The 20,374-nt window shown below is 68.3% G+C and carries 23 protein-coding genes and 2 tRNA genes; 5 read left to right on the top strand and 20 right to left on the bottom strand.

The features are described from left to right. Positions 1-462, bottom strand: a complete 462-nt coding sequence (locus P7A99_RS22055) for a Csu type fimbrial protein (RefSeq protein ID WP_277795915.1) — start codon at positions 460-462, stop codon at positions 1-3. Between the two features lie 648 nt (positions 463-1,110). Between P7A99_RS22055 and P7A99_RS22050 the strand changes: the two genes are divergently transcribed. Next, entirely contained in the window at positions 1,111-1,305 is a 195-nt protein-coding gene (locus P7A99_RS22050; RefSeq protein ID WP_277795885.1) for a DUF3606 domain-containing protein, read from the top strand. 46 nt (positions 1,306-1,351) lie between these two features. Here P7A99_RS22050 and P7A99_RS22045 read toward each other — a convergent pair whose 3' ends face one another. Both P7A99_RS22045 and P7A99_RS22040 read right to left on the bottom strand, forming a co-directional pair. Then, complete coding sequence (locus tag P7A99_RS22045; RefSeq protein ID WP_277795884.1) at positions 1,352-2,314, bottom strand: DUF2971 domain-containing protein; 963 nt, start codon at positions 2,312-2,314, stop codon at positions 1,352-1,354. A 277-nt stretch (positions 2,315-2,591) separates the two neighbouring features. After that, positions 2,592-2,667: transfer RNA gene (locus tag P7A99_RS22040), tRNA-Ile, on the bottom strand. A 156-nt stretch (positions 2,668-2,823) separates the two neighbouring features. Here P7A99_RS22040 and P7A99_RS22035 point away from each other — a divergent pair. Beyond that, on the top strand, positions 2,824-3,561 hold the full coding sequence (locus P7A99_RS22035; protein ID WP_277795883.1) for an SIMPL domain-containing protein: 738 nt from the start codon (positions 2,824-2,826) through the stop codon (positions 3,559-3,561). Positions 3,562-3,623: 62 nt separating this feature from the next. Here P7A99_RS22035 and P7A99_RS22030 read toward each other — a convergent pair whose 3' ends face one another. From P7A99_RS22030 to glmU, 9 genes are all read right to left on the bottom strand, one after another. Next, the gene (locus P7A99_RS22030) at positions 3,624-4,091 is read right to left on the bottom strand and encodes a hypothetical protein (RefSeq protein ID WP_277795882.1); all 468 of its coding nucleotides are present in this window, start codon (positions 4,089-4,091) and stop codon (positions 3,624-3,626) included. Further along, positions 4,091-4,447, bottom strand: coding sequence for an aspartate 1-decarboxylase (gene panD, locus P7A99_RS22025; protein ID WP_058347267.1), 357 nt, complete (start codon positions 4,445-4,447; stop codon positions 4,091-4,093). The genes P7A99_RS22030 and panD overlap by 1 nt, the downstream gene beginning before the upstream one ends. Positions 4,448-4,595: 148 nt before the next feature. Next, positions 4,596-5,342: an alpha/beta hydrolase gene (locus tag P7A99_RS22020; RefSeq protein ID WP_277795881.1), complete on the bottom strand. Its 747-nt coding sequence runs from the start codon at positions 5,340-5,342 to the stop codon at positions 4,596-4,598. Between the two features lie 71 nt (positions 5,343-5,413). Continuing rightward, positions 5,414-7,204 (bottom strand): long-chain-acyl-CoA synthetase, encoded by a 1,791-nt coding sequence (locus P7A99_RS22015; protein WP_277795880.1) that lies wholly within the window; start codon positions 7,202-7,204, stop codon positions 5,414-5,416. Between the two features lie 206 nt (positions 7,205-7,410). After that, positions 7,411-8,790, bottom strand: coding sequence for a class II 3-deoxy-7-phosphoheptulonate synthase (locus tag P7A99_RS22010; protein ID WP_277795879.1), 1,380 nt, complete (start codon positions 8,788-8,790; stop codon positions 7,411-7,413). A gap of 84 nt (positions 8,791-8,874) precedes the next feature. Then, positions 8,875-10,122 (bottom strand): O-antigen ligase family protein, encoded by a 1,248-nt coding sequence (locus tag P7A99_RS22005; protein ID WP_277795878.1) that lies wholly within the window; start codon positions 10,120-10,122, stop codon positions 8,875-8,877. Beyond that, positions 10,119-11,516 carry a glutathione-disulfide reductase gene (gene gor / locus P7A99_RS22000; RefSeq protein WP_277795877.1) on the bottom strand — a complete coding sequence of 466 codons (1,398 nt, stop codon included), beginning with the start codon at positions 11,514-11,516 and terminating at the stop codon, positions 10,119-10,121. Before gor ends, P7A99_RS22005 begins: the two co-directional genes overlap by 4 nt. 51 nt (positions 11,517-11,567) lie before the next feature. Next, positions 11,568-12,248: a ribose-5-phosphate isomerase RpiA gene (gene rpiA, locus P7A99_RS21995; RefSeq protein ID WP_277795876.1), complete on the bottom strand. Its 681-nt coding sequence runs from the start codon at positions 12,246-12,248 to the stop codon at positions 11,568-11,570. After that, positions 12,245-13,627 carry a bifunctional UDP-N-acetylglucosamine diphosphorylase/glucosamine-1-phosphate N-acetyltransferase GlmU gene (glmU, locus tag P7A99_RS21990; RefSeq protein ID WP_277795875.1) on the bottom strand — a complete coding sequence of 461 codons (1,383 nt, stop codon included), beginning with the start codon at positions 13,625-13,627 and terminating at the stop codon, positions 12,245-12,247. The genes rpiA and glmU overlap by 4 nt, the downstream gene beginning before the upstream one ends. Before the next feature lie 65 nt (positions 13,628-13,692). On the opposite strand from glmU, the gene gph reads away from it, so the two are divergent. The 3 genes from gph (at position 13,693) to P7A99_RS21975 (ending at position 15,340) form a co-directional block, all read left to right on the top strand. Continuing rightward, positions 13,693-14,406: a phosphoglycolate phosphatase gene (gene gph, locus P7A99_RS21985; RefSeq protein WP_277795874.1), complete on the top strand. Its 714-nt coding sequence runs from the start codon at positions 13,693-13,695 to the stop codon at positions 14,404-14,406. A gap of 51 nt (positions 14,407-14,457) precedes the next feature. Further along, positions 14,458-14,532 (top strand) — tRNA-Val (locus P7A99_RS21980). Between the two features lie 43 nt (positions 14,533-14,575). Continuing rightward, positions 14,576-15,340, top strand: a complete 765-nt coding sequence (locus P7A99_RS21975) for a prepilin peptidase (protein ID WP_277795873.1) — start codon at positions 14,576-14,578, stop codon at positions 15,338-15,340. On the opposite strand, the gene gspN is transcribed toward P7A99_RS21975, so the two are convergent. Genes gspN through gspG form a run of 8 tightly spaced genes read right to left on the bottom strand, consistent with a single transcriptional unit; the run spans position 15,311 to position 20,371 of the window. Next, positions 15,311-16,021 carry a type II secretion system protein N gene (gene gspN / locus P7A99_RS21970; RefSeq protein ID WP_277795872.1) on the bottom strand — a complete coding sequence of 237 codons (711 nt, stop codon included), beginning with the start codon at positions 16,019-16,021 and terminating at the stop codon, positions 15,311-15,313. The two genes, P7A99_RS21975 and gspN, sit on opposite strands and share 30 nt — an antisense overlap. After that, on the bottom strand, positions 16,018-16,482 hold the full coding sequence (gene gspM, locus P7A99_RS21965) for a type II secretion system protein GspM (RefSeq protein WP_277795871.1): 465 nt from the start codon (positions 16,480-16,482) through the stop codon (positions 16,018-16,020). The genes gspN and gspM overlap by 4 nt, the downstream gene beginning before the upstream one ends. Next, the gene (gene gspL, locus P7A99_RS21960) at positions 16,479-17,555 is read right to left on the bottom strand and encodes a type II secretion system protein GspL (protein ID WP_277795870.1); all 1,077 of its coding nucleotides are present in this window, start codon (positions 17,553-17,555) and stop codon (positions 16,479-16,481) included. The genes gspM and gspL overlap by 4 nt, the downstream gene beginning before the upstream one ends. Continuing rightward, the gene (gene gspK / locus P7A99_RS21955) at positions 17,552-18,526 is read right to left on the bottom strand and encodes a type II secretion system minor pseudopilin GspK (RefSeq protein ID WP_277795869.1); all 975 of its coding nucleotides are present in this window, start codon (positions 18,524-18,526) and stop codon (positions 17,552-17,554) included. Before gspK ends, gspL begins: the two co-directional genes overlap by 4 nt. Next, complete coding sequence (gene gspJ, locus P7A99_RS21950) at positions 18,523-19,113, bottom strand: type II secretion system minor pseudopilin GspJ (protein WP_277795868.1); 591 nt, start codon at positions 19,111-19,113, stop codon at positions 18,523-18,525. Before gspJ ends, gspK begins: the two co-directional genes overlap by 4 nt. Next, positions 19,110-19,481: a type II secretion system minor pseudopilin GspI gene (gene gspI, locus P7A99_RS21945; protein WP_277795867.1), complete on the bottom strand. Its 372-nt coding sequence runs from the start codon at positions 19,479-19,481 to the stop codon at positions 19,110-19,112. The genes gspJ and gspI overlap by 4 nt, the downstream gene beginning before the upstream one ends. After that, the gene (locus P7A99_RS21940; RefSeq protein ID WP_277795866.1) at positions 19,462-19,938 is read right to left on the bottom strand and encodes a GspH/FimT family pseudopilin; all 477 of its coding nucleotides are present in this window, start codon (positions 19,936-19,938) and stop codon (positions 19,462-19,464) included. Before P7A99_RS21940 ends, gspI begins: the two co-directional genes overlap by 20 nt. Continuing rightward, the gene (gene gspG / locus P7A99_RS21935; RefSeq protein WP_277795865.1) at positions 19,922-20,371 is read right to left on the bottom strand and encodes a type II secretion system major pseudopilin GspG; all 450 of its coding nucleotides are present in this window, start codon (positions 20,369-20,371) and stop codon (positions 19,922-19,924) included. Before gspG ends, P7A99_RS21940 begins: the two co-directional genes overlap by 17 nt. Positions 20,372-20,374 lie beyond the last annotated feature (3 nt).

Below are 20,374 nucleotides of genomic sequence, written 5' to 3'. Positions count from 1 at the left end.
TCAGTAGGTGATCGTCACGGCGACCAGGTCGCTGTAGGCGCCCTGGGCCGGCGTGGACTGGGCCGAAAGCCGGCCGTAGGCGGTATAGGACTGCACCGCGCCGTTGCCGGTGCCGGCCTGGGTGTCGACGTTCTGGGTGACGCCCCACACCTGGGTGCGGCTCGCGTCACGGTAGACCGCGTAGTTAACCGTGTCGTTGGCGGCGCTGGTCATCTTGCGCGCGGCCACGGTGGCGCCGGTGCCCGCCCCGGCGCTCAACGCGACCGTGTAGGGCGTGGAATTGGTGCACTGAACGCCGATCGTGCTGGTGGTGTCGATACTGGCGTCGAGCACGCCTCGCGACCCGAAATCCAGGTTTGAGGCCGACTGAACCTTGCATTCGCCTTGAATGGTCAGGTTGACCTGGAAAGAACTCGACGCCGTAGCAGCCGTCGCCGAACTCGAAATCGTGACGAACGCCATCATTCCGACGACGAAAACTGAAGTCGCTAGTTTTTTCATGTCCGGCCGCCCCTTCTGGAAATTCGAACAGCATTCACTCGCGTAAGACTTGCGGCGCTCGCCCTTGTCGAGTGATTAACGAGCATTAGGGGTGGCTGCGGAGGCGGTCGCGGACGTTACCGCTCCCTCAGGTGGAGAGTCGTCGATTCCTCCTCCCCCAGAAGTGGAGAAACGTCAATTTTCGGGACAGGCTTTGGTTGAGCCACAAGGGAAACGCCGATTTTTGAACATTGTTATGTCGCGAGCGACTGACATCGATGAAAATAGTGCAGGCGGCGTCTCGTAAACGCCTGTCGCAGGACGTTATGTCGCAGGGCCTTCAACCCGTCCGGCGGACCTGGCGGCGGCGATCAGGACGCGGACAGGCCCGGTTTCGACAAATCCGGCCGCCATCCTCCAAGCGCGACGACGATCCGACAGGCAGGATACCAACGTTCGATCGGCGCTCCACCGCACCGCCCCTCGAACGGCGCGGCCCTCCTCCCCCGTACCTCGAGGCCGCCCGGCCGCCGTCCCGCCGCAACCCCGACAGGCAGGACGGCGGCCGCTGACGGGCGATCGATGGAACGCGGCGGCGCTTTGCGGCTTCACCTCCCAGAGGAGGCCGCCATGCCCCACGTCAGATCCGTTCCCCCCGCCCTGCCCGCCGCCGACGCCGACAGGTCCATCGACCTGCAGGAGCCCCGCAGCGTCCGCTACTGGACCGAGACCCTGGGCGTCAGCGAGGAACAGCTGCACACCGCCTGCGAACACGCCGGCGCGTCGGTGGAGGAAGTGCGCAGGTATCTGGGCAGCAATAGCTGAGGGGCTGAAAGGCCTGGAGCCATCTCCAAAAATCAGCCTGCTCCCATCAGGTGCGCAGCGGGATGTCCGAAACGAAGACACGTTCGGCGGCGTTTTCGACACCTGCCTTCTCTAGCAAGCCCACAAAGGCGTTGAACATCGTCAGTGGCTGACTGCTGGGGCCGATGATGATCCGGTCAAGGAGGCTATTGATGCCTGCCCCAACCAAACCGTTCGCCGGATCATCGCGCAAAGGAATGCGATGAATTTGCTGGGGGACTCCCTCCACGACGGCGAAGGCTGGTTCAATTACTGGCGATGGGTCCGCTCCGGGTGAATAATAGACACGCCATTCCTGCTCCTCGGCAAATCCGGGGTGCTTGGTACAGAGCATGTCCGTCTTGAACATCACAAATAGCGAACCGAAAAGTATGTCGCGATCGAGCGCAGCGACTTCATCCCGTCGGACGATTAGTCCATCAATGATATCTTTAAGACGCGCACTGTACTGCTGAGGCGTAAGATAGCTAACAGGAGATGACACAGCTTTAAGCTGGTCGGTTTCAGCCATAAACGGTGTGTTCTTAAGAATGAGGGCTACGCCATTCCGCTGACCGTACGCGCGCCACATCGATAACCGTCCATACTCATCCTCACTCTTATCATGCCGTGACAAGGATGTGAGGAAGGTGTTCTGCTCAAAGTGGGGTAGCCAGCTATTGAACCGCTCCTCAAAAAGGTTGGGTAAGCCGGGATGTATCTCTTCAATGAATTCGCGGAGACGGCCGCCGACTTCAGGATCCTTGTAGGCTGGGATAATGCAGTCAAGGCCGTGACGCATTTCGGAAAAATCGTTCATCGTCAGCGCGTTTCTCATCCAGACATAAGGGTCTTGGATGATGCTCATTGCCACCGCCGCGCTGGTGTAGTGCGCGAACCGGGTGTTTTGCCGCTCTACCTCATCGCGGGCCGCCAAGTGATGGGGGAAGAATAGAGACCCCAAATGTTGATAAGCCTCGGACAACGGCATGGAACGACTCGCGCTTTGACCAAAGGTGAAGCTACGAGTGTCACTCCCGCAAAGATGGTGGACCGTCAACCTCTCCCCCGGGGCACTTTAATTGATGCGTCGGTCATGGTCTTGAAACCGCGTCTACATGACCATCTCGCCTCAGCCCCTCCTGAACCATCGCCTTGTGATCCGTGACCAGCCTTCAGTTGGCCGTTGGAGAATTTTTGGAGACGCCTTCTCCGAAAAGCCCAAAGCTTCAAATAATTTATTGATTTCAATAACTAAAATTGAGTTTTGGTAGGCCTGGAGGGATTCGAACCCCCAACCAGACCGTTATGAGCGGTCGGCTCTAACCATTGAGCTACAGGCCCCCATGTCGCGCGGACGAGAGTCGGCGCGGGCGAGGACCGGTCGATTAGCATGGGCTGCACGCGGCTTAAAGGTGCGGTTCAGGTTGAGTTTGCGACAGGGGAACCAATCGCGGGTCGACGCACTGTTGGGTCCCCGCGCGCAGGAGAACAAGAACCATGATCCGCATCCGCTCGACCGTCCCGGTCCTGGCCGCCGCCGGCGCCGCCGTCCTGGCCCTGTCGGCCCTGCCCGCGGCCGCGCAAGGCGCCGACGCGGCCTTCCGCGCCACCACCTTCAACCTGTCGGCCTCGGGCGAGACCGTCGTGGCGCCCGACATGGCCACCATCACCCTGGGCGTGCAGACCGAAGGCGCCAGCGCCGCCGCGGCCCTGTCGGCCAACGGAACGGCGATGAACAAGGTGATCGCGGCGCTGAAGAAGGCCGGCGTCGCCGAGCGCGACATCCAGACCTCGAACCTCAACGTCAATCCGCAGTACGTGTACGAGGAGAACAAGCCGCCGCGCCTGACCGGCTACCAGGCCAGCAACCAGGTGACGATCCTGGCGCGCGATCTCTCGAAGCTGGGCCAGACAGTGGATGCGGCGGCCTCGGCCGGCGCCAACACCGTCAGCGGCATCAGCTTCGGCCTGCAGAACCCGCAGAAGGCCGAGGATGAGGCGCGCGTGAAGGCCGTGGCCGCCCTGAAGGCCAAGTCCGACCTCTACGCCCGGGCGACCGGCTACAAGGTGGTGCGCCTGGTCAGCCTGAACGAGGCCGGCGGCTACACGCCCTCGCCGCAGCCCGTGGCGATGTTCGCCATGGCCAAGCGCGAGATGGCCGACTCCACGGCGATCTCGGGCGGCGAGCTGAAGGTGCGGATCCAGGTCAGCGCCACCTACGAGGCGCAGCAGTAACGGCCAGGATCAGTCCTGAAACAGGAAACCTCGCTCCCCACCGGGAGCGAGGTTTTCTTTTGTCAGAAACCGGCGCGGACGAAGGCGCGTTCGACGCGGTCCTGGATCTCGATGCCCGGCAGGGCGCGCTCGCCCTCCATGACCGCGAGATAACGCAGGCCGGACGCCTGGCGGCCCTTACCGGCGGGCATCGGGCCCATGGCCCAGCCAACGCGGTTGGTCGCCGAGCTGTCGCAACTGACGAACCTGGCCTCGCCGGCCAGGTTGGCCTTCAGCACGTCCTGGGCCGTCGAGGTCTTGCCCTCGCAGGTCGGCAGGTTGCGGGCGCAGGAGATGTAGCCCCCGCCCGTCCAGAGCACCTTGCCGTCGGCCTGCGCAATCAGCACGCAGGTCGAGGGCGAGCCGATGGCTCGGCCCACGGCCTGGGTCAGGGCGTCTTCGTCGACGCCCTTGGGCAGCTTGGAGCCGCCGCAGCCGGCCAGCGCCAGGGCGCCGGCCAGGAGGAGCGCCAGGGCGGCGGCCGACCGCATCAGGCGGCCTGCTTGATGACATTGCCCTCGTCGAGCAGCACGACGGTCGGGGCGTAGTTGCGCGCCTCCTCGGCCGGCATCTGGCAGTAGGTGACGACGATGACGGTGTCGTTCTTCTGCACCAGGCGGGCGGCGGCGCCGTTGACGCCGATCACCTTCGAGCCGCGCGGGGCTTCGATGGCGTAGGTGGTGAAGCGCGCGCCGGTGGTGATGTTGAGCACGTCGACCTGCTCGTTCGGCAGGATGCCCGAGGCGTCCAGCAGGTCGCGGTCGATGGCGATCGAACCTTCGTAGTCGAGGTCGGCCTGGGTCACCGTGGCGCGGTGCAGCTTGGCCTTCATCATGGTCAGAAGCATGGCGACGCCCCCTTCTTATCTCGTTGAAACACTGGGATTTCGCGAGGTCGCCACACACATGACCCGCGTTCAGTCAGGGCCATATAGACAGGATGGCCCGCGCGTTCAATCGCAGCGCAGCACGGCGCGGTGGATGGTCGCGTGGGGATCAGCCGGCATGAGCCTTCAGGAACCCCGTCATCTGGTCCAGCACCGGCGCCTTGCGGCGGAACGGCCGCGACAGCGCCAGCAAGGGCGCGGCGTGGTCGAGGCCGGGATAGACCTGCTCCTCGACGACCACGCCGACCTCGCGCAGGGCCTTGGCCAGCTTGCGGGTGTTGCGGGGCCGGACGGTGTGATCGCCCTCGCCCGTGGCCAGGAACGCGGCCGGTGCGCCCGCGTGGACAAAGCCGATCGGCTGGGTGGTCGGCAGGTCGTCGACGTGCCCGAAGGTGCGGGTCGAGATTGCGCCGTCCAGCGGCAGGAAGGCGTAAGGCCCCGACAGCCCGGCGAAGGCCTTCACCGCGCCGGGCGCGACATCGGCGGCGGCCAGGTATGACGGGTCCAGCGCCAGCATGGCGGCGATGTAGGCCCCGGCCGAGTGCCCGGCCAGCGACAGCCGGGCCGGATCGCCGCCCAACCGCGGGGCGTGCTCGATCGCCCAGCGCACAGCCAGTGCGCCGTCCTCCAGAAAGGCCGGATAGACGACCTCGGGGTGCAGACGGTAGTCCGGCGTGACAACCAGAAAGCCCTGCGCCGCCAGGGCGCGCGCGGCCCAACCGTAGTCCTTCCGGCGGCCCGAGTTCCACGCTCCGCCGTAGAAGAACAACAGCACCGGCCAGCCCCCCGCCCCGCTCGCCGGCACGTAGACGTCGAGCCGCTGGCGCGGATGGTCGCCATAGGAAACCCCGCGCACCGGGCGGCGCGCGGGGTCCTTGGACGTCAGGGTCGCGAAGATCGCCAGCGGCGACCAGGCTTCCGACAGGCTCAGAGCTTGAACCCGCCGGCCAGGATCTTGGTGTAGGCGGCCTTGGTGACCTTCACATAGCCCTTGCCGGGCTCGCGGAAGTACAGCGGGTCCTTGATCACGGCCGGGTCGAAGCCCTCCTTCACCAGGTCGATCTTGCGGTACTTGAAGGTGCCGGTGGTCTCGATCTCGGGCTGCAGGCGCACGAACACCGGACGGGCGTAGGCGGGCATCTCGCGGTCGACATATTCGGCCAGGTTGTCGATCTCGAACTCGGGGCCGACCACCAGCGAAGCCATGCCGGCCTTGCCGTCCAGATCGCCCACCGGCACGCCGTAGACATTGATCTCCTTGACGCCCGGGAAGCCCGCGAGGCGTTCGGAGACCTCGCTGGTGGCGACGTTCTCGCCCTTCCAGCGGAAGGTGTCGCCGATGCGGTCGACGAAGTAGATATAGCCGTCGCTGTCCTGGCGCATCAGGTCGCCGGTGCGGAACCAGGCGTCGCCCTTCTCGAAGACGTCGTGCAGCACCTTCTTCTCGGTGGCGGCCTTGTCGGCGTAGCCGGTGAAGTTGGAGCGCGCATCGCTGGCGATATGGCCGATGCACTCGCCGATCTCGCCAGGCTTGACCTCGATGCAACAGCCATTGGCGCTGCGCACGGGGGTCTCGGTCTCGACGTCGAACTTGACGATGCGGATGTTGAACTTCTTCTTCAGGTAGCCCGGCACCCGGCCGATGGCGCCGCGGCGGCCGTCGAAGTTGAACAGCGACACATTGCCTTCGGTGGCCCCGTAGAACTCGAGCACGCCGCCGACCTTGAAGCGGTCGAGCATGTCGTCCCAGACGTCGGGGCGCAGGCCGTTGCCGAAGATCAGGCGCAGCTTGTGGGCGCGCTCGAACTCGTTCTCGGGCTGGTTGGCCAGATAGCGGCACAGCTCGCCGATATAGACGAACATGGTGCAGTTCTCGCTGACCACGTCGCTCCAGAAGTGGGTGGCCGAGAACTTCTTGCGCAGCACGATGCTGCCGCCGTTCAGCAGGCCCGCGCCCATGGCGCAGAGGCCCCCGGTGGCGTGATAGAGCGGCAGGGTCACGTAGATGCGGTCGGTGGCGCGCGAGTCCGTCGAGCCGGCGAAGCCGCGCATGTAGAGCTGGGCGCGCATGTGGGTGATGCGCGCGGCCTTGGGCAGGCCCGTCGTGCCGCTGGTGAAGATGTAGAGGGCGGTGTCCTTGGCCTTGAGGCCGTCGCGGGCCGTCAGGCGATCGGGTCGCAGCTGGCTGCAGCTCTTCAGCGCGTTGACCAGGTCGCGCTGGTCGCCGTGCACCGGACCCAGCACCCACTGCTGGATGTGGCGGCCCAGCTGCTCCTTCACGTCCTCGAAACAGGGCGAGGTTTCCGGATCGACGATGCAGTGCAGCGCCTGGGAGATGTTGAGGCAGTGCGCCAGCGCGGCGCCCGTCAGTTGGTTATTTATCAGAGCCGTGGCGACGCCGACCTTCGAAAGGCCGTACCAGATGGCCAGGTACTCGATGCGGTTGGGCATGAAGAGGGCGACGGTCTGGCCGCGGGTGATCCCCTGCCCCTTGGCCCAGTGCGCGTATCGGTTCGCGATCGCGTCCAGCTCGGCATAGGTGATCGTCTTGCCTTCGAACGTGATGGCGGGATTGTTCCGCCACTTGTCGACCGCCGCCTCCAGATCGTCGCAGATCAGGTTGTCGCTGTCGGGCGCGATCGACTTCACACGCTTTAGGGTGCGGGTCAGTCCCTTCAGGAACCGCCACTCGCGCTTCAACTTGGCCTGCAGACGCATAAATTCACTCCCTTCAAACAACCATTGGAGAGCGCCGGGCTAGCGGTCAAGTCGTTGGAAGGTCTTGAGTGTGCATCTGCGAAAAGCAACCTCGCAATTGCGACAAATCTTTTCGGCTGCCGTAAGGGCACTATTGAAAGGGCCCCGTGGAACTGATCCACGGGGCCCCTTTCGTCTCGAATCCGAGATTGACCTTAAGGTCAGCCTCAGCCGTTGGCGGCCTTGCGCTGGTCGTCACGCGCCGCCTTCAGCTTCTCGGCCACAAGGAAGGCCAGCTCAAGAGCCTGCTCGCCGTTCAGGCGCGGGTCGCAGTGGGTGTGGTAGCGGTCGGCGAGATCGGTCTCCGACACGGCGCGGGCGCCGCCCAGGCATTCGGTGACGTTCTGGCCGGTCATCTCCAGGTGCACGCCGCCCGGATGGACGCCTTCCGAATGGGCCACTTCCACGAAGCTCTTCACTTCGCTGAGGATGCGGTCGAACGGACGGGTCTTGTAACCGGTTGAGGCCTTCAGCGTGTTGCCGTGCATCGGGTCGGTGGCCCAGACCACGGCGCGGCCGTCGGCCTTGGTGGCCTTCATCAGCCGCGGCAGGCGGTCGGCGATCTTGTCCGAGCCGAAACGGCCGTACAGCGTCAGGCGGCCCGGCTCGTTGTTGGGGTTCAGAACGTCGATCAGGCGCAGGAGGTCGTCGCCCTCCATGGTCGGGCCGCACTTGAGGCCGATCGGGTTCTTCACGCCGCGCATGAACTCGATGTGGGCGCCGTCCAGCTGGCGGGTGCGCTCGCCGATCCACAGCAGGTGGGCGCTGGTGTCGTACCAGTCGCCCGAGGTGCTATCGACGCGGGTCATGGCCTCCTCGAAGCCCAGCAGCAGGGCCTCGTGGCTGGTGAAGAACTCCACGCGCTTCAGGTCGGGCTGAGTGTCGGGGGTGACGCCGACGGCCGACATGAAGGTCAGGGCCTCGGAGATCTTTTCCGACAGTTCGCGGTAGCGCGCGCCCTGCGGGCTGTCGCCGACGAAGCCCAGGGTCCAGCGGTGGATGTTGTAGAGGTCGGCATAGCCGCCGCTGGCGAAGGCGCGCAGCAGGTTGAGGGTCGCCGCCGACTGGCCGTAGGCCTTCAGCAGGCGGTCCGGGTCGGGCAGACGTTCTTCGGCGTTGAAGTCCATGCCGTTGATGATGTCGCCGCGATAGGACGGCAGGGTCACGTCGCCGATGGTCTCGATGGGCTCGGAGCGCGGCTTGGCGAACTGGCCGGCGATCCGGCCCACCTTCACCACCGGCTTGCCGCCGGCGAAGGTCAGCACCACCGCCATCTGCAGGATCAGGCGGAAGGTGTCGCGGATATTGTCGGCGTGGAACTCCTTGAAGCTTTCGGCGCAGTCGCCGCCTTGCAGCAGGAAGGCCCGCCCCTCGGCGACATCGCCCAGAAGCGACTTGAGCCGACGCGCCTCGCCCGCGAACACCAGCGGCGGCATCTGACGAAGCGTCTGCTCGACACGCTCGACCGCGCCCGCGTCCGGATAGTCCGTCGGCACGTGCTTGGCGGGTTTGGCTCTCCAGGTCGCGGGGGTCCACCGGGCGGTCATGATGTTCTCAACGGTTCCAAAGGGGAGCGCTCATAGCGCACCCCGGGGGTAAAGGCAAAAATCGTGCGGTGAGCGTGGTGTAATTCAGCTCACCGGGGAAAGTTCGACCCATTCGCCGCCATATTCGCCGCTCGACTTCCGCACGGCGACACAAGCGACGATCGCCAGGGCGCCGACGGCGATCCACCACTCCTGCCAGACGCCGAAACTTAAGGCCCCGATGACAAGATAGCTGGTAAGGGCCGCGCCCGACATGGCGGCCGGTCCGCGATCGGTCTCGGCCGCGCGCGTGACGCCATGGGCCAGCCAGCAGAAGAAGGCGCCCGCCAGGGCCGCGCCGACGGCGCCCAGCTCGAGCCACAGCTGGAGCTGGGCGTTGTGAGTGTGCAGCGGGATCGCGTCGCCGAAGGTCCGGCTGGCGTCCAGCCCCCAGCCTCGGAACGGATGATCCTGGATGCGGTCGGCGGCGAAGGCCCAGATGTTCAGGCGCGCATCCCAGGACGGCGGAACCAGGCCGTGCAGCCAGCCCCAGAAGCCGGACTGGATGGCCCAGAGCACCGCGATCGGGGCCACTACGAACGGAACGGCCACGGCCGCGGTCAGCAGGCGTCCGCCCATCTTGCCCAGGCCCTTGACCAGGCCCCAGACCACGCCGCCGGCCGCCAGCGCGACCAGGCAGGAGTCGGCGCTCGACAGCAGCGAAGCCGTCACGACGCCGGCCAGGAGCAGGCCGACCGCCACGCGCCGTCCCCGGCGCGCCAGGGCGGCGGCGGCCGGCCAGAACAGCACGGCCATGACGTAGCAGCCGATCGAGATCTTCACCTTGGCCAGGTCAGGACGGATCGGATCGCCCGTCAGCACCCGAAGCTGCTGGAAGATCGAGGCCCCGATGAGCGCATCGACGCCCACCAGCACGGCCAGGGCCAGCACGCCGAAACCCATCACCGTGGCGACGCGATCAGCCCCGTGCGCCGTGAGACGCAGGACTGCGGCGACGGCCGCGCCGTAGAGCGCCAGCTGAAGGAACAGCTTCACGGCCGTCACCTTCTCGACGTCGCCGTAATCCTTGAGCGATCCCGGCGGCGGGGCGGCCGGGCTCCATTTCATGCTGAAGGCAGCCCAGATCGCCAGCAGCAGCAGGATCAGCGCGGGCGCCGTCGGAGCCCTTGGCTTGCCCATGACCGGCAGCACCAGCAGTCCGACCAGCGCCATCAGCGGCGCAAAGCCCAGTTGCGCGGCATAGCCCAGCAGCGGCGTCAGCGCGAAGGCGAAGACCATGACCCCGACGAGCCACGGCGTCCCCTTCTCAGGAACCTCGGAGGTGGTGATCATACCCCGCCCACCTCGGCCGGCACGTACTTCTCGCGCATGGTCACCAGTTCCTCGGCGAGGGTCGGGTGAACCGCGCAGGTCGAGTCCCACTGCGGCTTGGTGACGCCCATCTTCACGGCGATCGCCGCCATCTGAATGATCTCGGGCGCATCGGGACCGACCACATGGACGCCGACGATCTGCTCGTTGTCCTGGCGGACGACCAGCTTCATCAGGCAGCGCTCCTGGCCGCCGTAGAAGGTCAGCTTCATCGGCCGGAAAACGGCGCGATAGATGTCGACCTTGCCGAAGGCGTGGCGGGCCTCGGCCTCGCTCATGCCCACCGCGCCGATCGGCGGCTGCGAGAACACGGCCGAGGCGACCAGGTCGTGATCAAAGGTGGTCGGGTTGCCGTAGAACTCGGTCTGGGCGAAGGCCGCGCCCTCGCGGATGGCCACCGGCGTCAGGTTGATGCGGTCGGTGACGTCGCCGACAGCCCAGATGCTGTCGACATTGGTCTTCGAATGGGCGTCGACGGCGATCGCGCCCTTGTCGTTCAGCTTAACCCCGGCCTTCTCAAGGCCCAGCCCCTCGACGTAGGGGTCGCGGCCCGTGGCGAACAGCACGACGTCGCTTTCGAAGGTCATACCGTTGTTGAAGGTGCTGACCAGGCCGCCGTCGGCCTTTTCGATCGACTTGTGCGAGCAGCCCAGCACGACCTTGATCCCGCGCTTCTCCATCTCGTCGGCGAGATGGGCGCGGACGTCGTCGTCGAAGCCGCGCAGGATGTTGGAGCCGCGATAGCAGAGCGTGGTCTCGACGCCGAGACCGGCATAGATGCCGGCGAACTCGACGGCGATGTAGCCGCCGCCGACCACCAGAACGCGCTTGGGCAGGGTCGGCAGGTGGAACGCCTCGTCGGAGGTGATGCCGTACTCGGCGCCCTCGAACTCGGGGCGCACGGGCCGGCCGCCGGTGGCCACCAGGATGCGCCTGGCGGTGTAGCGGCCCGCGTCGCCTTCGGAACCCTCCTTGGGCAGCACCTCGACGGTATGGGCGTCAATGATGCGGGCCTTGCCGTGCAGCAGATGAGCGCCGGCCTTGCGCAGGTTGGTGACGTAGATGCCCGACAGGCGCGCGATCTCGACGTCCTTGTCGTGCAGGAAGGTCTTCCAGTCGAACGACGCCTCGCCGATCGTCCAGCCGTAGCCCTTGGCGGTCTTCAGCTGGCTGGAGACCTCGCTGGCGTAGACCATGAACTTCTTGGGCACGCAGCCGCGCACCACGCAGGTGCCGCCGACCCGGTACTCCTCGGCCACGGCCACCTTGGCGCCGGACAGGGACGCCAGGCGCGCGGCGCGCACGCCGCCCGAGCCGGCGCCGATGACGAAGAGGTCGAAGTCGTACTCAGCCATCATCGGCTCCGGATCAAAGCGAACTGGGAACAGCGGGATCGGGATATGGGATCAAGGCAGAAGCTTGACCACCCCCTCGTCGGTTCCCACCAGGGCCTCGTCGGCCAGGTCGAGGAACAGGCCGTGATCGACCACGCCGGTGACGGCCTTCAGCGCCGCGGCCAGGGCCGCCGGCTCGGCGATGGCGCCCGAGGCCATGTCGTAGATCACGTTGCCGCCGTCGGTGACGACGATGCCCCGATCGGCCATGCGCAGGCGCGGCGGCGGAAGCTCGAACTCGGCGGCGATGTCGGCCAGGCGACGACCGGTGTGAGGATGGCCGAAGCGCACCACCTCGATCGGCAGCGGAAACTTGCCCAGCACCTTCACGTGCTTGGCGGCGTCGGCGATCACGACGCAGCGCTTGGACGCCTCCCAGACCAGCTTCTCGCGCAGCAGCGCCGCGCCGCCGCCCTTGATCAGGGACAGGCCCGGGCCGATCTCGTCGGCGCCGTCGACGGTGAGGTCGATCGACATGACGTCGTCCAGCGTCGCCAGCGGAATGCCGAGCTCGCGGGCGAGGCTGGCGGTCGCTTCGGAGGTGGGCACGCCGCGGATGTCGAGCTTGCGGGCGGCCAGGGCCTTGACGAACCAGGCGGCGGTCGAGCCGGTGCCCAGGCCAACGACCATGCCCGGCTCCACCAGCAGGGCGGCGGCTTCGCCCGAAGCCTTCTTCTGTGCGTCGGCGCTCATGCCTTCTTGTCCTTCTTGGGCTGTTTCAGGGCGCGGAACTTGGCCGCCCACCCGGTCTTGAGGGTTTGCGGCGCACGGCTGAGCGCCAGGTCGCCGGCCGGCACGTCGGCGGTGATCACCGAGCCCGAGCCCGTCATCGCCCCGTCGCCGATGCGCACCGGCGCGACCAGGGCCGAGTTCGAGCCGATGAAGGCGCCCGCGCCGACATGGGTCTCGAACTTCTCGAAGCCGTCGTAGTTGCAGAAGATCGTGCCGGCGCCGATGTTGGCCTTGGGGCCGACCGAGCCGTCGCCCAGATAGGTCAGGTGATTGGCCTTGGCGCCGGCGCCGACCTTGACCTTCTTGACCTCGACGAAGTTGCCGATATGGGCCTCGGGGCCGATCTCGGCGCCGGGACGAAGGCGGGCGTAGGGACCGATCAGCGCCCCCTCCCCCACGCTCGCGCCTTCAAGGTGGCTGAACGCCTTGATCACCGCGCCCGAGGCGACGCTGACGCCGGCGGCGAACACCACGAACTGCTCCACGGTGACGCCGGCGGCGATCTGGGTGTCCCACGACAGGTGGACGGTCTCGGGCGCGGGCATGGTCACGCCTTCCGTCATCAGGGCGGCGCGGCGGCCGGCCTGCCAGACGGCCTCGGCGGCGGCCAGCTCGGCCTGCGAATTGACGCCCTGCACCGCGGCCTCCGGCGCGAAGGTGGCGCGGGTGGCCAGCTTGCGGTCATGGGCGATGCCGACGATGTCGGTCAGATAGTACTCGCCCTTGGCGTTGTCGTTGCCGACGGCGGCCAGCAGGTCGAACAGCTGGGCGCGATCAGCGGCCAGAACGCCCGAATTGCAGTGCTTGAGCGCCAGGACTGCCGGCTCGGCGTCCTTGGCCTCGACGATGCGCAGCAGCACGTGGCCGGGGGCCAGGACCAGGCGACCATAGGCGCCCGGATCGGCGGCCTCGAACCCCAGAACGGCGACGTCGGCGCCGGCGGCGCGCAGGTCGAACAGCGGGGCGATCACCGGCGCGGTCAGCAGCGGGCAGTCGGCATAGGTCACGACCACGTCGCCGTCGAAGTCGGCCAGGGCCTCCTTGGCGGCCAGCACGGCGTGGCCAGTGCCCAGGGGCGGGTCCTGCACGACGGTGGCGTCCGCGCCCAGGCGCTTGCGGGCGTGCTCGCCGACCTGCGGGCTGTGAGCGCCGACCACGACGACGATGCGCGTGCAGCCCAGCGCCTGCGCGGCGTCGATGGCGTGGTCGAGCATGGCGCGCCCGCCGACCCGGTGCAGCACCTTGGGCGTCGGCGACTTCATCCGCGTGCCCTGGCCGGCGGCCAGAATCACGGCGGCGCGGGGACGGCCCGTATGATGAGCGGGGGCGATCTGCGTCATGATCAACGCGACTCCGAAGCGAACCAAAGTTGCATTAGCCGCGCCTTTAGCCGAAAGGCCAGGGCATGTCTCTTCCGCACGCCCTCAAAGATACGACGATCGCCTTCGACCTCGACGGCACCCTGGTCGACACCGCACCGGACCTGGTGGGGGCGCTGAACACCATCCTCGCCGAGGAGGGCCTTCCGGTCCTGCCCTTCGACGACGTGCGCAAGATGGTCGGACGCGGCGCCAAGGCCCTGCTGGAACGTGGCTTCGCCGCTGCCGGCGCGCCGCTGGACGCCGACCGCGCGCCCAAGCTCGTCGAGCGCTTCATCGCCATCTATCTGGGCCGCATCGCCCACGAGAGCGCGCCGTTCGAAGGCGTGGTCGAGGTGCTCGCCGACCTCAAGGCCGCCGGCGCGCGTCTGGTGGTCTGCACCAACAAGCTGACCCACCTGTCGGTAGCCCTGCTGGACGCCGTCGACCTGACCCGATTTTTCGACGCCGTGGTCGGCGCCGACGACGCCCCCGCCCCCAAGCCCGACCCGCGCCACGTGCTGGCGGCCATCGCGGCCGTGGGCGGAGACCCGGCCCGCGCGGTAATGGTGGGCGACAGCATCAACGACGTGCTCAGCGCCAAGGCCGCCGGGGTTCCCGCGCTGCTGGTTTCGTTCGGCTACACAGAAGCTCCCGTGGAGACGCTCGGCGGAGATCTGTTGATAGATCGCTTTTCCGAGGTCCCGGAGGCCGCAATCTCGCTTTTGGCCTCTTGCGGCGCGGAAAAGAGCGGTCTATAGCCCCCTTCCTCTCGCGGCGGGGACTTCTTCGGAAGGCCTAGCCCACACGGCGGATGCGTAGCTCAGCGGGAGAGCACCTCGTTCACACCGAGGGGGTCACAGGTTCAATCCCTGTCGCATCCACCACTCCTTCCCTTCTTCGGACATCTTGTACGGAAGGTCGGCGGCCATGCAGGTTCCCGAGATCTTCTGGACATTCGCCACGATCGGGCTGGGCCCTTTCGTAGGCAGCTTCATCGGGCTTTTGACCCTGCGCCTGCCGGCGGAGCGGCCCTGGGCGGCCTCGAGGTCGGCCTGCGACGGCTGCGGTCGCAAGCTGGGACCGCTGGACCTGGTTCCCATCGCCAGCTTCGTCGCCCTGCGCGGACGCTGCCGAAGCTGCGGCGCGACGATTCCACGGCGATACCTGCTGCTCGAACTGGCCTGCCTGGGAATCGGCGCCTGGAGCGCCTTGGCCTTCGCCGGGCCCATCGCGCTGGCCACGGCCGTCTTCGGCTGGTGGCTGCTGCTGCTGGCGGTGATCGACGCCGAGCATTTCTGGCTGCCCGACATGCTGACCCTGCCGCTCGGCGCGGTCGGGTTCGCGGCGTCGCTGCTGGTGCTGCACGAACCCGTCTGGACGCCGGTGCTCGGCGCGGCGATCGGTTTCGGAACGCTGTGGCTGCTGGCCTTCGCCTATGAGCGTGTGCGCGGCCGCCAGGGCCTGGGAGGCGGCGACCCCCGCCTGCTGGGCGCTATCGGGGCCTGGACGGGCTGGAGCGCCCTGCCCTCGGTGGTCGTATGGGCGGGCCTGGCGGGGATCAGCGTCGCCCTGGCGCAACTGATCCTGCGCCGCCAGGTCGCGACGGACACCCGCCTGCCGTTCGGGACGTTCCTGGCGATCGGCGCATGGCTGACCTGGCTGCTAGGGCCGCTTCACGGCCTTTTCGGCTGACAGTCGCGTCGAGACCACCCGGCGGACGCCGGCCGCGTCCTTGACGAAGCCCTTGTCGAGCGCCGCCTGCACCAGCAACGGATCGGCCGTCGCCACTGCGGTCTCGGCCTGCAGCCGCCCAGCGCCATCGGCCCGCAGGGTGATCGCCGCGCCGGCGCCGCCCGTCGGCGCAAGCCGCGTGACCCAGTCGCCGCCCACGCACGCCGGCGTCCCGGCAAGGGTCGCGCCGCCCAGCAGCGAGTCCTGAGCCGCGCGAAAACGGATATGTCCCCCTGCCCGCCGGCAACGGCCGTCGCGGAACAGCGCCACGACATCCTTGGCCTCGATCCGCCCGGACAGCCCCTCCAACTCCAGCGAAAGCGGGCCGGTCAGACCTTCCACGCCCCTGTCGCGACCCCAGCGCAGGACAAAGGCGCGGCCGGCGGCCTTGTCGGTCGCCTTGAGGCGCACCTGGCCGGTCAGCAAAGCCAGCGGCGACAGGCCGACCCGGAAATCGCCCAGCCGCCTGCCCTGTGCGATCGCCAGACCCACGCGCCCGCGCCAGACGGAGCCCTCGGCTTCAGTCACCCGCAAGGCCGCGGCGCCGGCCAATCGGCTGGTCAGCAGCGTCGCCGGCGCCAGCGCAATGACCATCACGGCTGTCGCCCCCGCCAGCACAGAGATCAGGATCCGCGTATTCATCGCACACCCCTAGCGAAGGTCACCTCGGCCTCGACCAGGCCGTTGTCGAGCCGCGAGGCGGTGAAGCCGGCGACGCTCAGTCCCGTCTCGCGTTCGAGGGATGCGACCCAGGGCAGCAGGGTGCGGGCGTCGATGGCGTTGATCCAGATCGTGAACGCGCCGTCGCCTTCCTGGCGCTTGCGGGCGATCGGCACGCCGAGGCTCGCCGCGCTGGTCTCGACGATCGTGGACACGGGACCGGCGGCGGCCTTCGCCGGGGACGCGACGCCCGTGGCCGCAGCCAAGGCGGCGGACAGCTCACGCGCGTCCGTCAGCCGCTCGCGAGCGGCCTCGCCCGAGCGCTTCAGCGGCACGACCACGCCGTAGAAGCCGCCGACGCCGAGGACGGCGACCGCCATCACGGCGAGCATCACGCGCTCGCGAGGCGTGCGTGCGTTCCAGCTTTCGGCGATGCGATTCATGGCCGCCTCCGGATGATCAGGTCGCTGGTGACGCGCTGGCCTTCGGTGAGCGTGCCCTGCTCGACGACGTCGAAGCCGCCCGACTTCAAGGCCCTCCGCAGCTGGTCCATGTCGGAATAGTTGACGTAGGAGACCGACGAGCGGATCGCCCCGTCCTGGCCGTGGACCAGGGTGTCGAGCCGCATGCCCGAGACCGAGCGCACGGCGTCGACATAACCGGCCGCGAGGTCGCCGAAGCCCAGGCGGGTGCGCGCCTGCAACCGACCGACGGCAAAACGAGCGGGGTCCCCGTAGCGCGCCGCCTGCGGGACCAGGCGGACGGCCAAGGTGCGATTGCGGGCTTCAAGCGCCCGGGCGGCAAGGCCGTCCTTGGCGACCTGCGCCAGCAGCAGCACCAGCGGTGAAACCACGACCACGGCCGCCAGGACCGCCAGGCGCTTCCAGCGCAGCACCGGTCCTTGGGTGCGCGGCGCGAACTGGCCTTGCAGCAGATCGACAGCCGGACGTGTGGCGCTCGCCAGGAGCCAGGCGTCGAGTTCGGAGGCCGGGATGTAGCGATGGGGGCGGTCGCCGACGACGATCGAGGCCAGCTCCGGCTCGACGCCGAACGCCAGCCCCTCGGCTCGCACGCCCAGCCGTTCGCCGAAGGCGGCCAGCACCGTGCGGCCCTCGGCGTCGTCGGGCAGAAACAGGTAGTCGGGCGCCGCGCCGGTGACCTCGACCCCTCTGGCCCGCGCTGTCTCGAGGGCCGAACGCAGCACTTCGCGATCGATCCAGACGACCAGCGCCCGCCCCTCGGCGTCGCGCTCGCCGACCGCGAGATGCAGCCCTTCGGCGCCCGTCGCGACGGCGTCGCCGACCTGGAAGGCCGCAGCCGCCCTCGCCTGGGCGAGACTGCCGCCTGGCAGGTCCAGCCAGCGGCTCACGGCCCGGGCGCCGGGCAGCACCAGCATCGCCGAGCCTCCGGCCTGTTCGCTGGGCAGCAGCTTGCGGCGCACCGGGCCGTGGGCGCCGGCCTCGACGATCTCGGGGGCCTCGTCGGGCCCATCGGGGAGAAACAGCAGGCGGGTCATTCTTCCAGGGTCCAGCGCCGGGCGACGAGACGGACACGGTTCGTCGGGCCGGCTTCGAAAAGCGAGGTCATGAAGGTTTCGCCGCCGGCCAGGCCTACGCGGCTTTCCAGCGAGAAGTAGCGGGTGCGGAAACGGATCTGGTCGCGGACGCCGTCGACCGGCGCCGCCCCGGCCAGGGCCTTCTGGCCCCAGAAGGCCTCCAGGTCCGACCAGCCGCCCGCCGGACGCGCGGCGAGCGCCTGGCGGGCGCTCTCTGGCGAGACGCCGCCCAGGGTGACCGCCGAGAGCAGGACAGCCCGCTCCTGGGGCAACGTGTTGACGTTGATCGGCGACAGGTCGGTGGTCGGCAGCGCGCAGACATAGGGGCGCAGCATGGCGTAGACCTTGGCGTCGAAGCCGCGCACGGCGCGCAGCTCGCTGACCTCGGCCAGGGGCGCGCCCGCCGTTCGGTACGGCGTCTTGCTGCCCGCATAGCCGTCGTCCTCCAGCCCGGCCGGGCCGACGTCGTTGCTGTCGATCCACTGCGCCAGGCTTTCGGCCAGGTCGGGACCATTGGGAACGCCCAGCAGGGTCATCAGGCTGGCAAGCTGGCGCACGCCCAGCTCGCGGCGGCGGAAGGGTTCGCCCTGATCGGCCTCGGCCACGCTGTTGAGGTTGAAGCAGCCGGTGGCGTCGGCGACACGGGCCTGGATCACGCCGCCCTCGATCGGGAACTCCACGGCGCGGCCGTTCCAATCGCCTTCCAGCGAGGTCTTGCCGGCGTCGTGCGCCAGAAGCTGGTCGATGCGCGAGCGGGCCATCTGCTCGCCTCCCAGGGCGTACCAGCGGGCCTGGCCGCCGACCTGGGCGTTGAACGAGCGGCGCAGGCCGAAGCGGATGTCTTCGAGCACGCCCACGGCGATGATGCCGATGACGGCCACCATCAAAAGCACCGTCAGCAGGGCCGCGCCTTCCTCGTGCCTGCGCTTCATCGCCCTTCCCCCGAGGTGAGGAACAACTGGTCGACCCGGCCCAGGTCGGCCAGCGTCATGTCCAGGCGCACGGCGGTCGGGATGTCGGTCTGCGGATTGCCCTTCCAGGTCGGGGTCCAGGCGCCGTTGAATAGGAAGCCGGGCCGAACGCCCGCGACGTCGTGCAGCAGCACCTGCGGCGGGCCAAGGCGCGCGCCATCCAACGCCGGGCGGGAACGCCGCTCCAGACGCCCCTCGACCAGGGCGTACTCCACATATTGCAGCGAGGCGCGGGGATCGGCGTCGGGGTTCTCCCAACCACGCCGGACGAAGGCCAGCACCGGTCCGCCGCCGCCCCAGGGATCGCCGCCGGCGAAGGCGGTGATCGCCGGCCGCCCATCCTCGCCGCGCGTGCGGCGGGCGGCGGCCTGCGAAAGGTCGGCCTTGAGGATCGCGCGGGCCCGCTGAAGCTCGGCGTGGCGATCGACCGTCACCCGCACGGCGCTCTGGTTGGAGAGGGTCGAGCCCATCACGGCCACGCCCGCCGCGCTGATCAGAGCAAAGATCAGCACCGCCACCAGCATCTCGACCAGGGTGAAGCCCTTCATCGCGCGCCTCGAAACAGCGAGGCCTGGACGAGGGGGCTGCGCGAGCGGGGCGCGGCGACGGCGATGTCGACACGGACGATGGCGGGATCGGCTGTGCGGCTGACCTGGCGGGTCCAGGCCCATTGGCGTCCGCCGGTCGTCTCCACGCCGCTGGTGCGTCCGATGGCGAGCGGCGTCGCACTAGTCATGGCCTCGACCGCGCGATTGTCGAGAACGACCTCGGCCAGCACCCGGTCGGAGAGCCGCCCACCGGCGCGGGTGTTCTCGCCCGCCAGGTTCAGCAGGGCGAGCAAGGCCAGGCTGAAGATCGCCAGGGCGACCAGCAGTTCGATCAGCGTGAAGCCGGCTTCAGTACGGGCGCGGGGCATCGAGCGAGACGTTCCCTGCCAGATCGACGACGACGGTGCGCCGCGCCTGCCCGCGCGCGAAGCTGAACTCGGTGGGGTTGGCCAGACCGGTGGGATCGAAGACCACGACGCCCTCGGGCGCGGCCGTGACCTGCGTCCCGTCTTCAAAGGCGCGGACGCGGAACGGCGGCTCGTCCAGGAGACGCCAGTCGCGACCCTCGCGGCGCTCGAAACGGTATTCGCCGTCGGCCGCCACGACGCGCACCTGCCCGCCCCTGAACACGGCCTCGTCGCGAGCGCGCAACAGGCTCGCGGCGAAGCGCTCGGCCTCCTGCGGCAGGCCGGGACGGCTGTCCGGCAGGGCCAGGACGACGGCGCCGGCCAGCAGCCCCATGATCACGAGCACGATCATGAGCTCGACGAGGGTGAAGCCCTCTCGCCTGCCGGGCTTGCGCGGGATGTCAGCCCCAGTTGCCAATGTCGGCGTCCTTGCCCTCGCCGCCCTCGCGGCCGTCAGCGCCGAACGAGAAGACGTCGATCGCCCCGTGCTGTCCCGGCGCGCGGTACTGGTAGTCGTTGCCCCAAGGGTCCTTGGGCAGGCGGCGCACATAGCCGCCTTCGCGGTAGCGGTCGGGCTGGGCCAGGCTGGCCGGCGGCGTCACCAGGGCTGCAAGACCGTCCTCGGTACGCGGGAAGGCGAAGGTGTCGAGGCGGTAGCCCTCCAGCGCCTGCTCCAGCACGGCCACGTCGGCGCGGGCCTTCTCCTTCATGGCCTTGTCCTGGCTGGGCAGCACGTTGATGGCCACGACGGTGGCCAGGAGGCCCAGGATGACGATGACGACCATCATCTCCACCAAGGTGAAGCCGGCTTCGCGGGCGCGGCGGCGGCGGGTCTTGTCAGGGGCGCGCATGGT

It is taken from the genome of Caulobacter endophyticus, from assembly GCF_029543245.1.
Taxonomy (GTDB): Bacteria; Pseudomonadota; Alphaproteobacteria; order Caulobacterales; family Caulobacteraceae; genus Caulobacter; species Caulobacter endophyticus_A.
The sequence above is the reverse complement of the archived record's forward strand: the minus strand, read 5'-3'. Positions and strand labels throughout refer to the sequence as shown.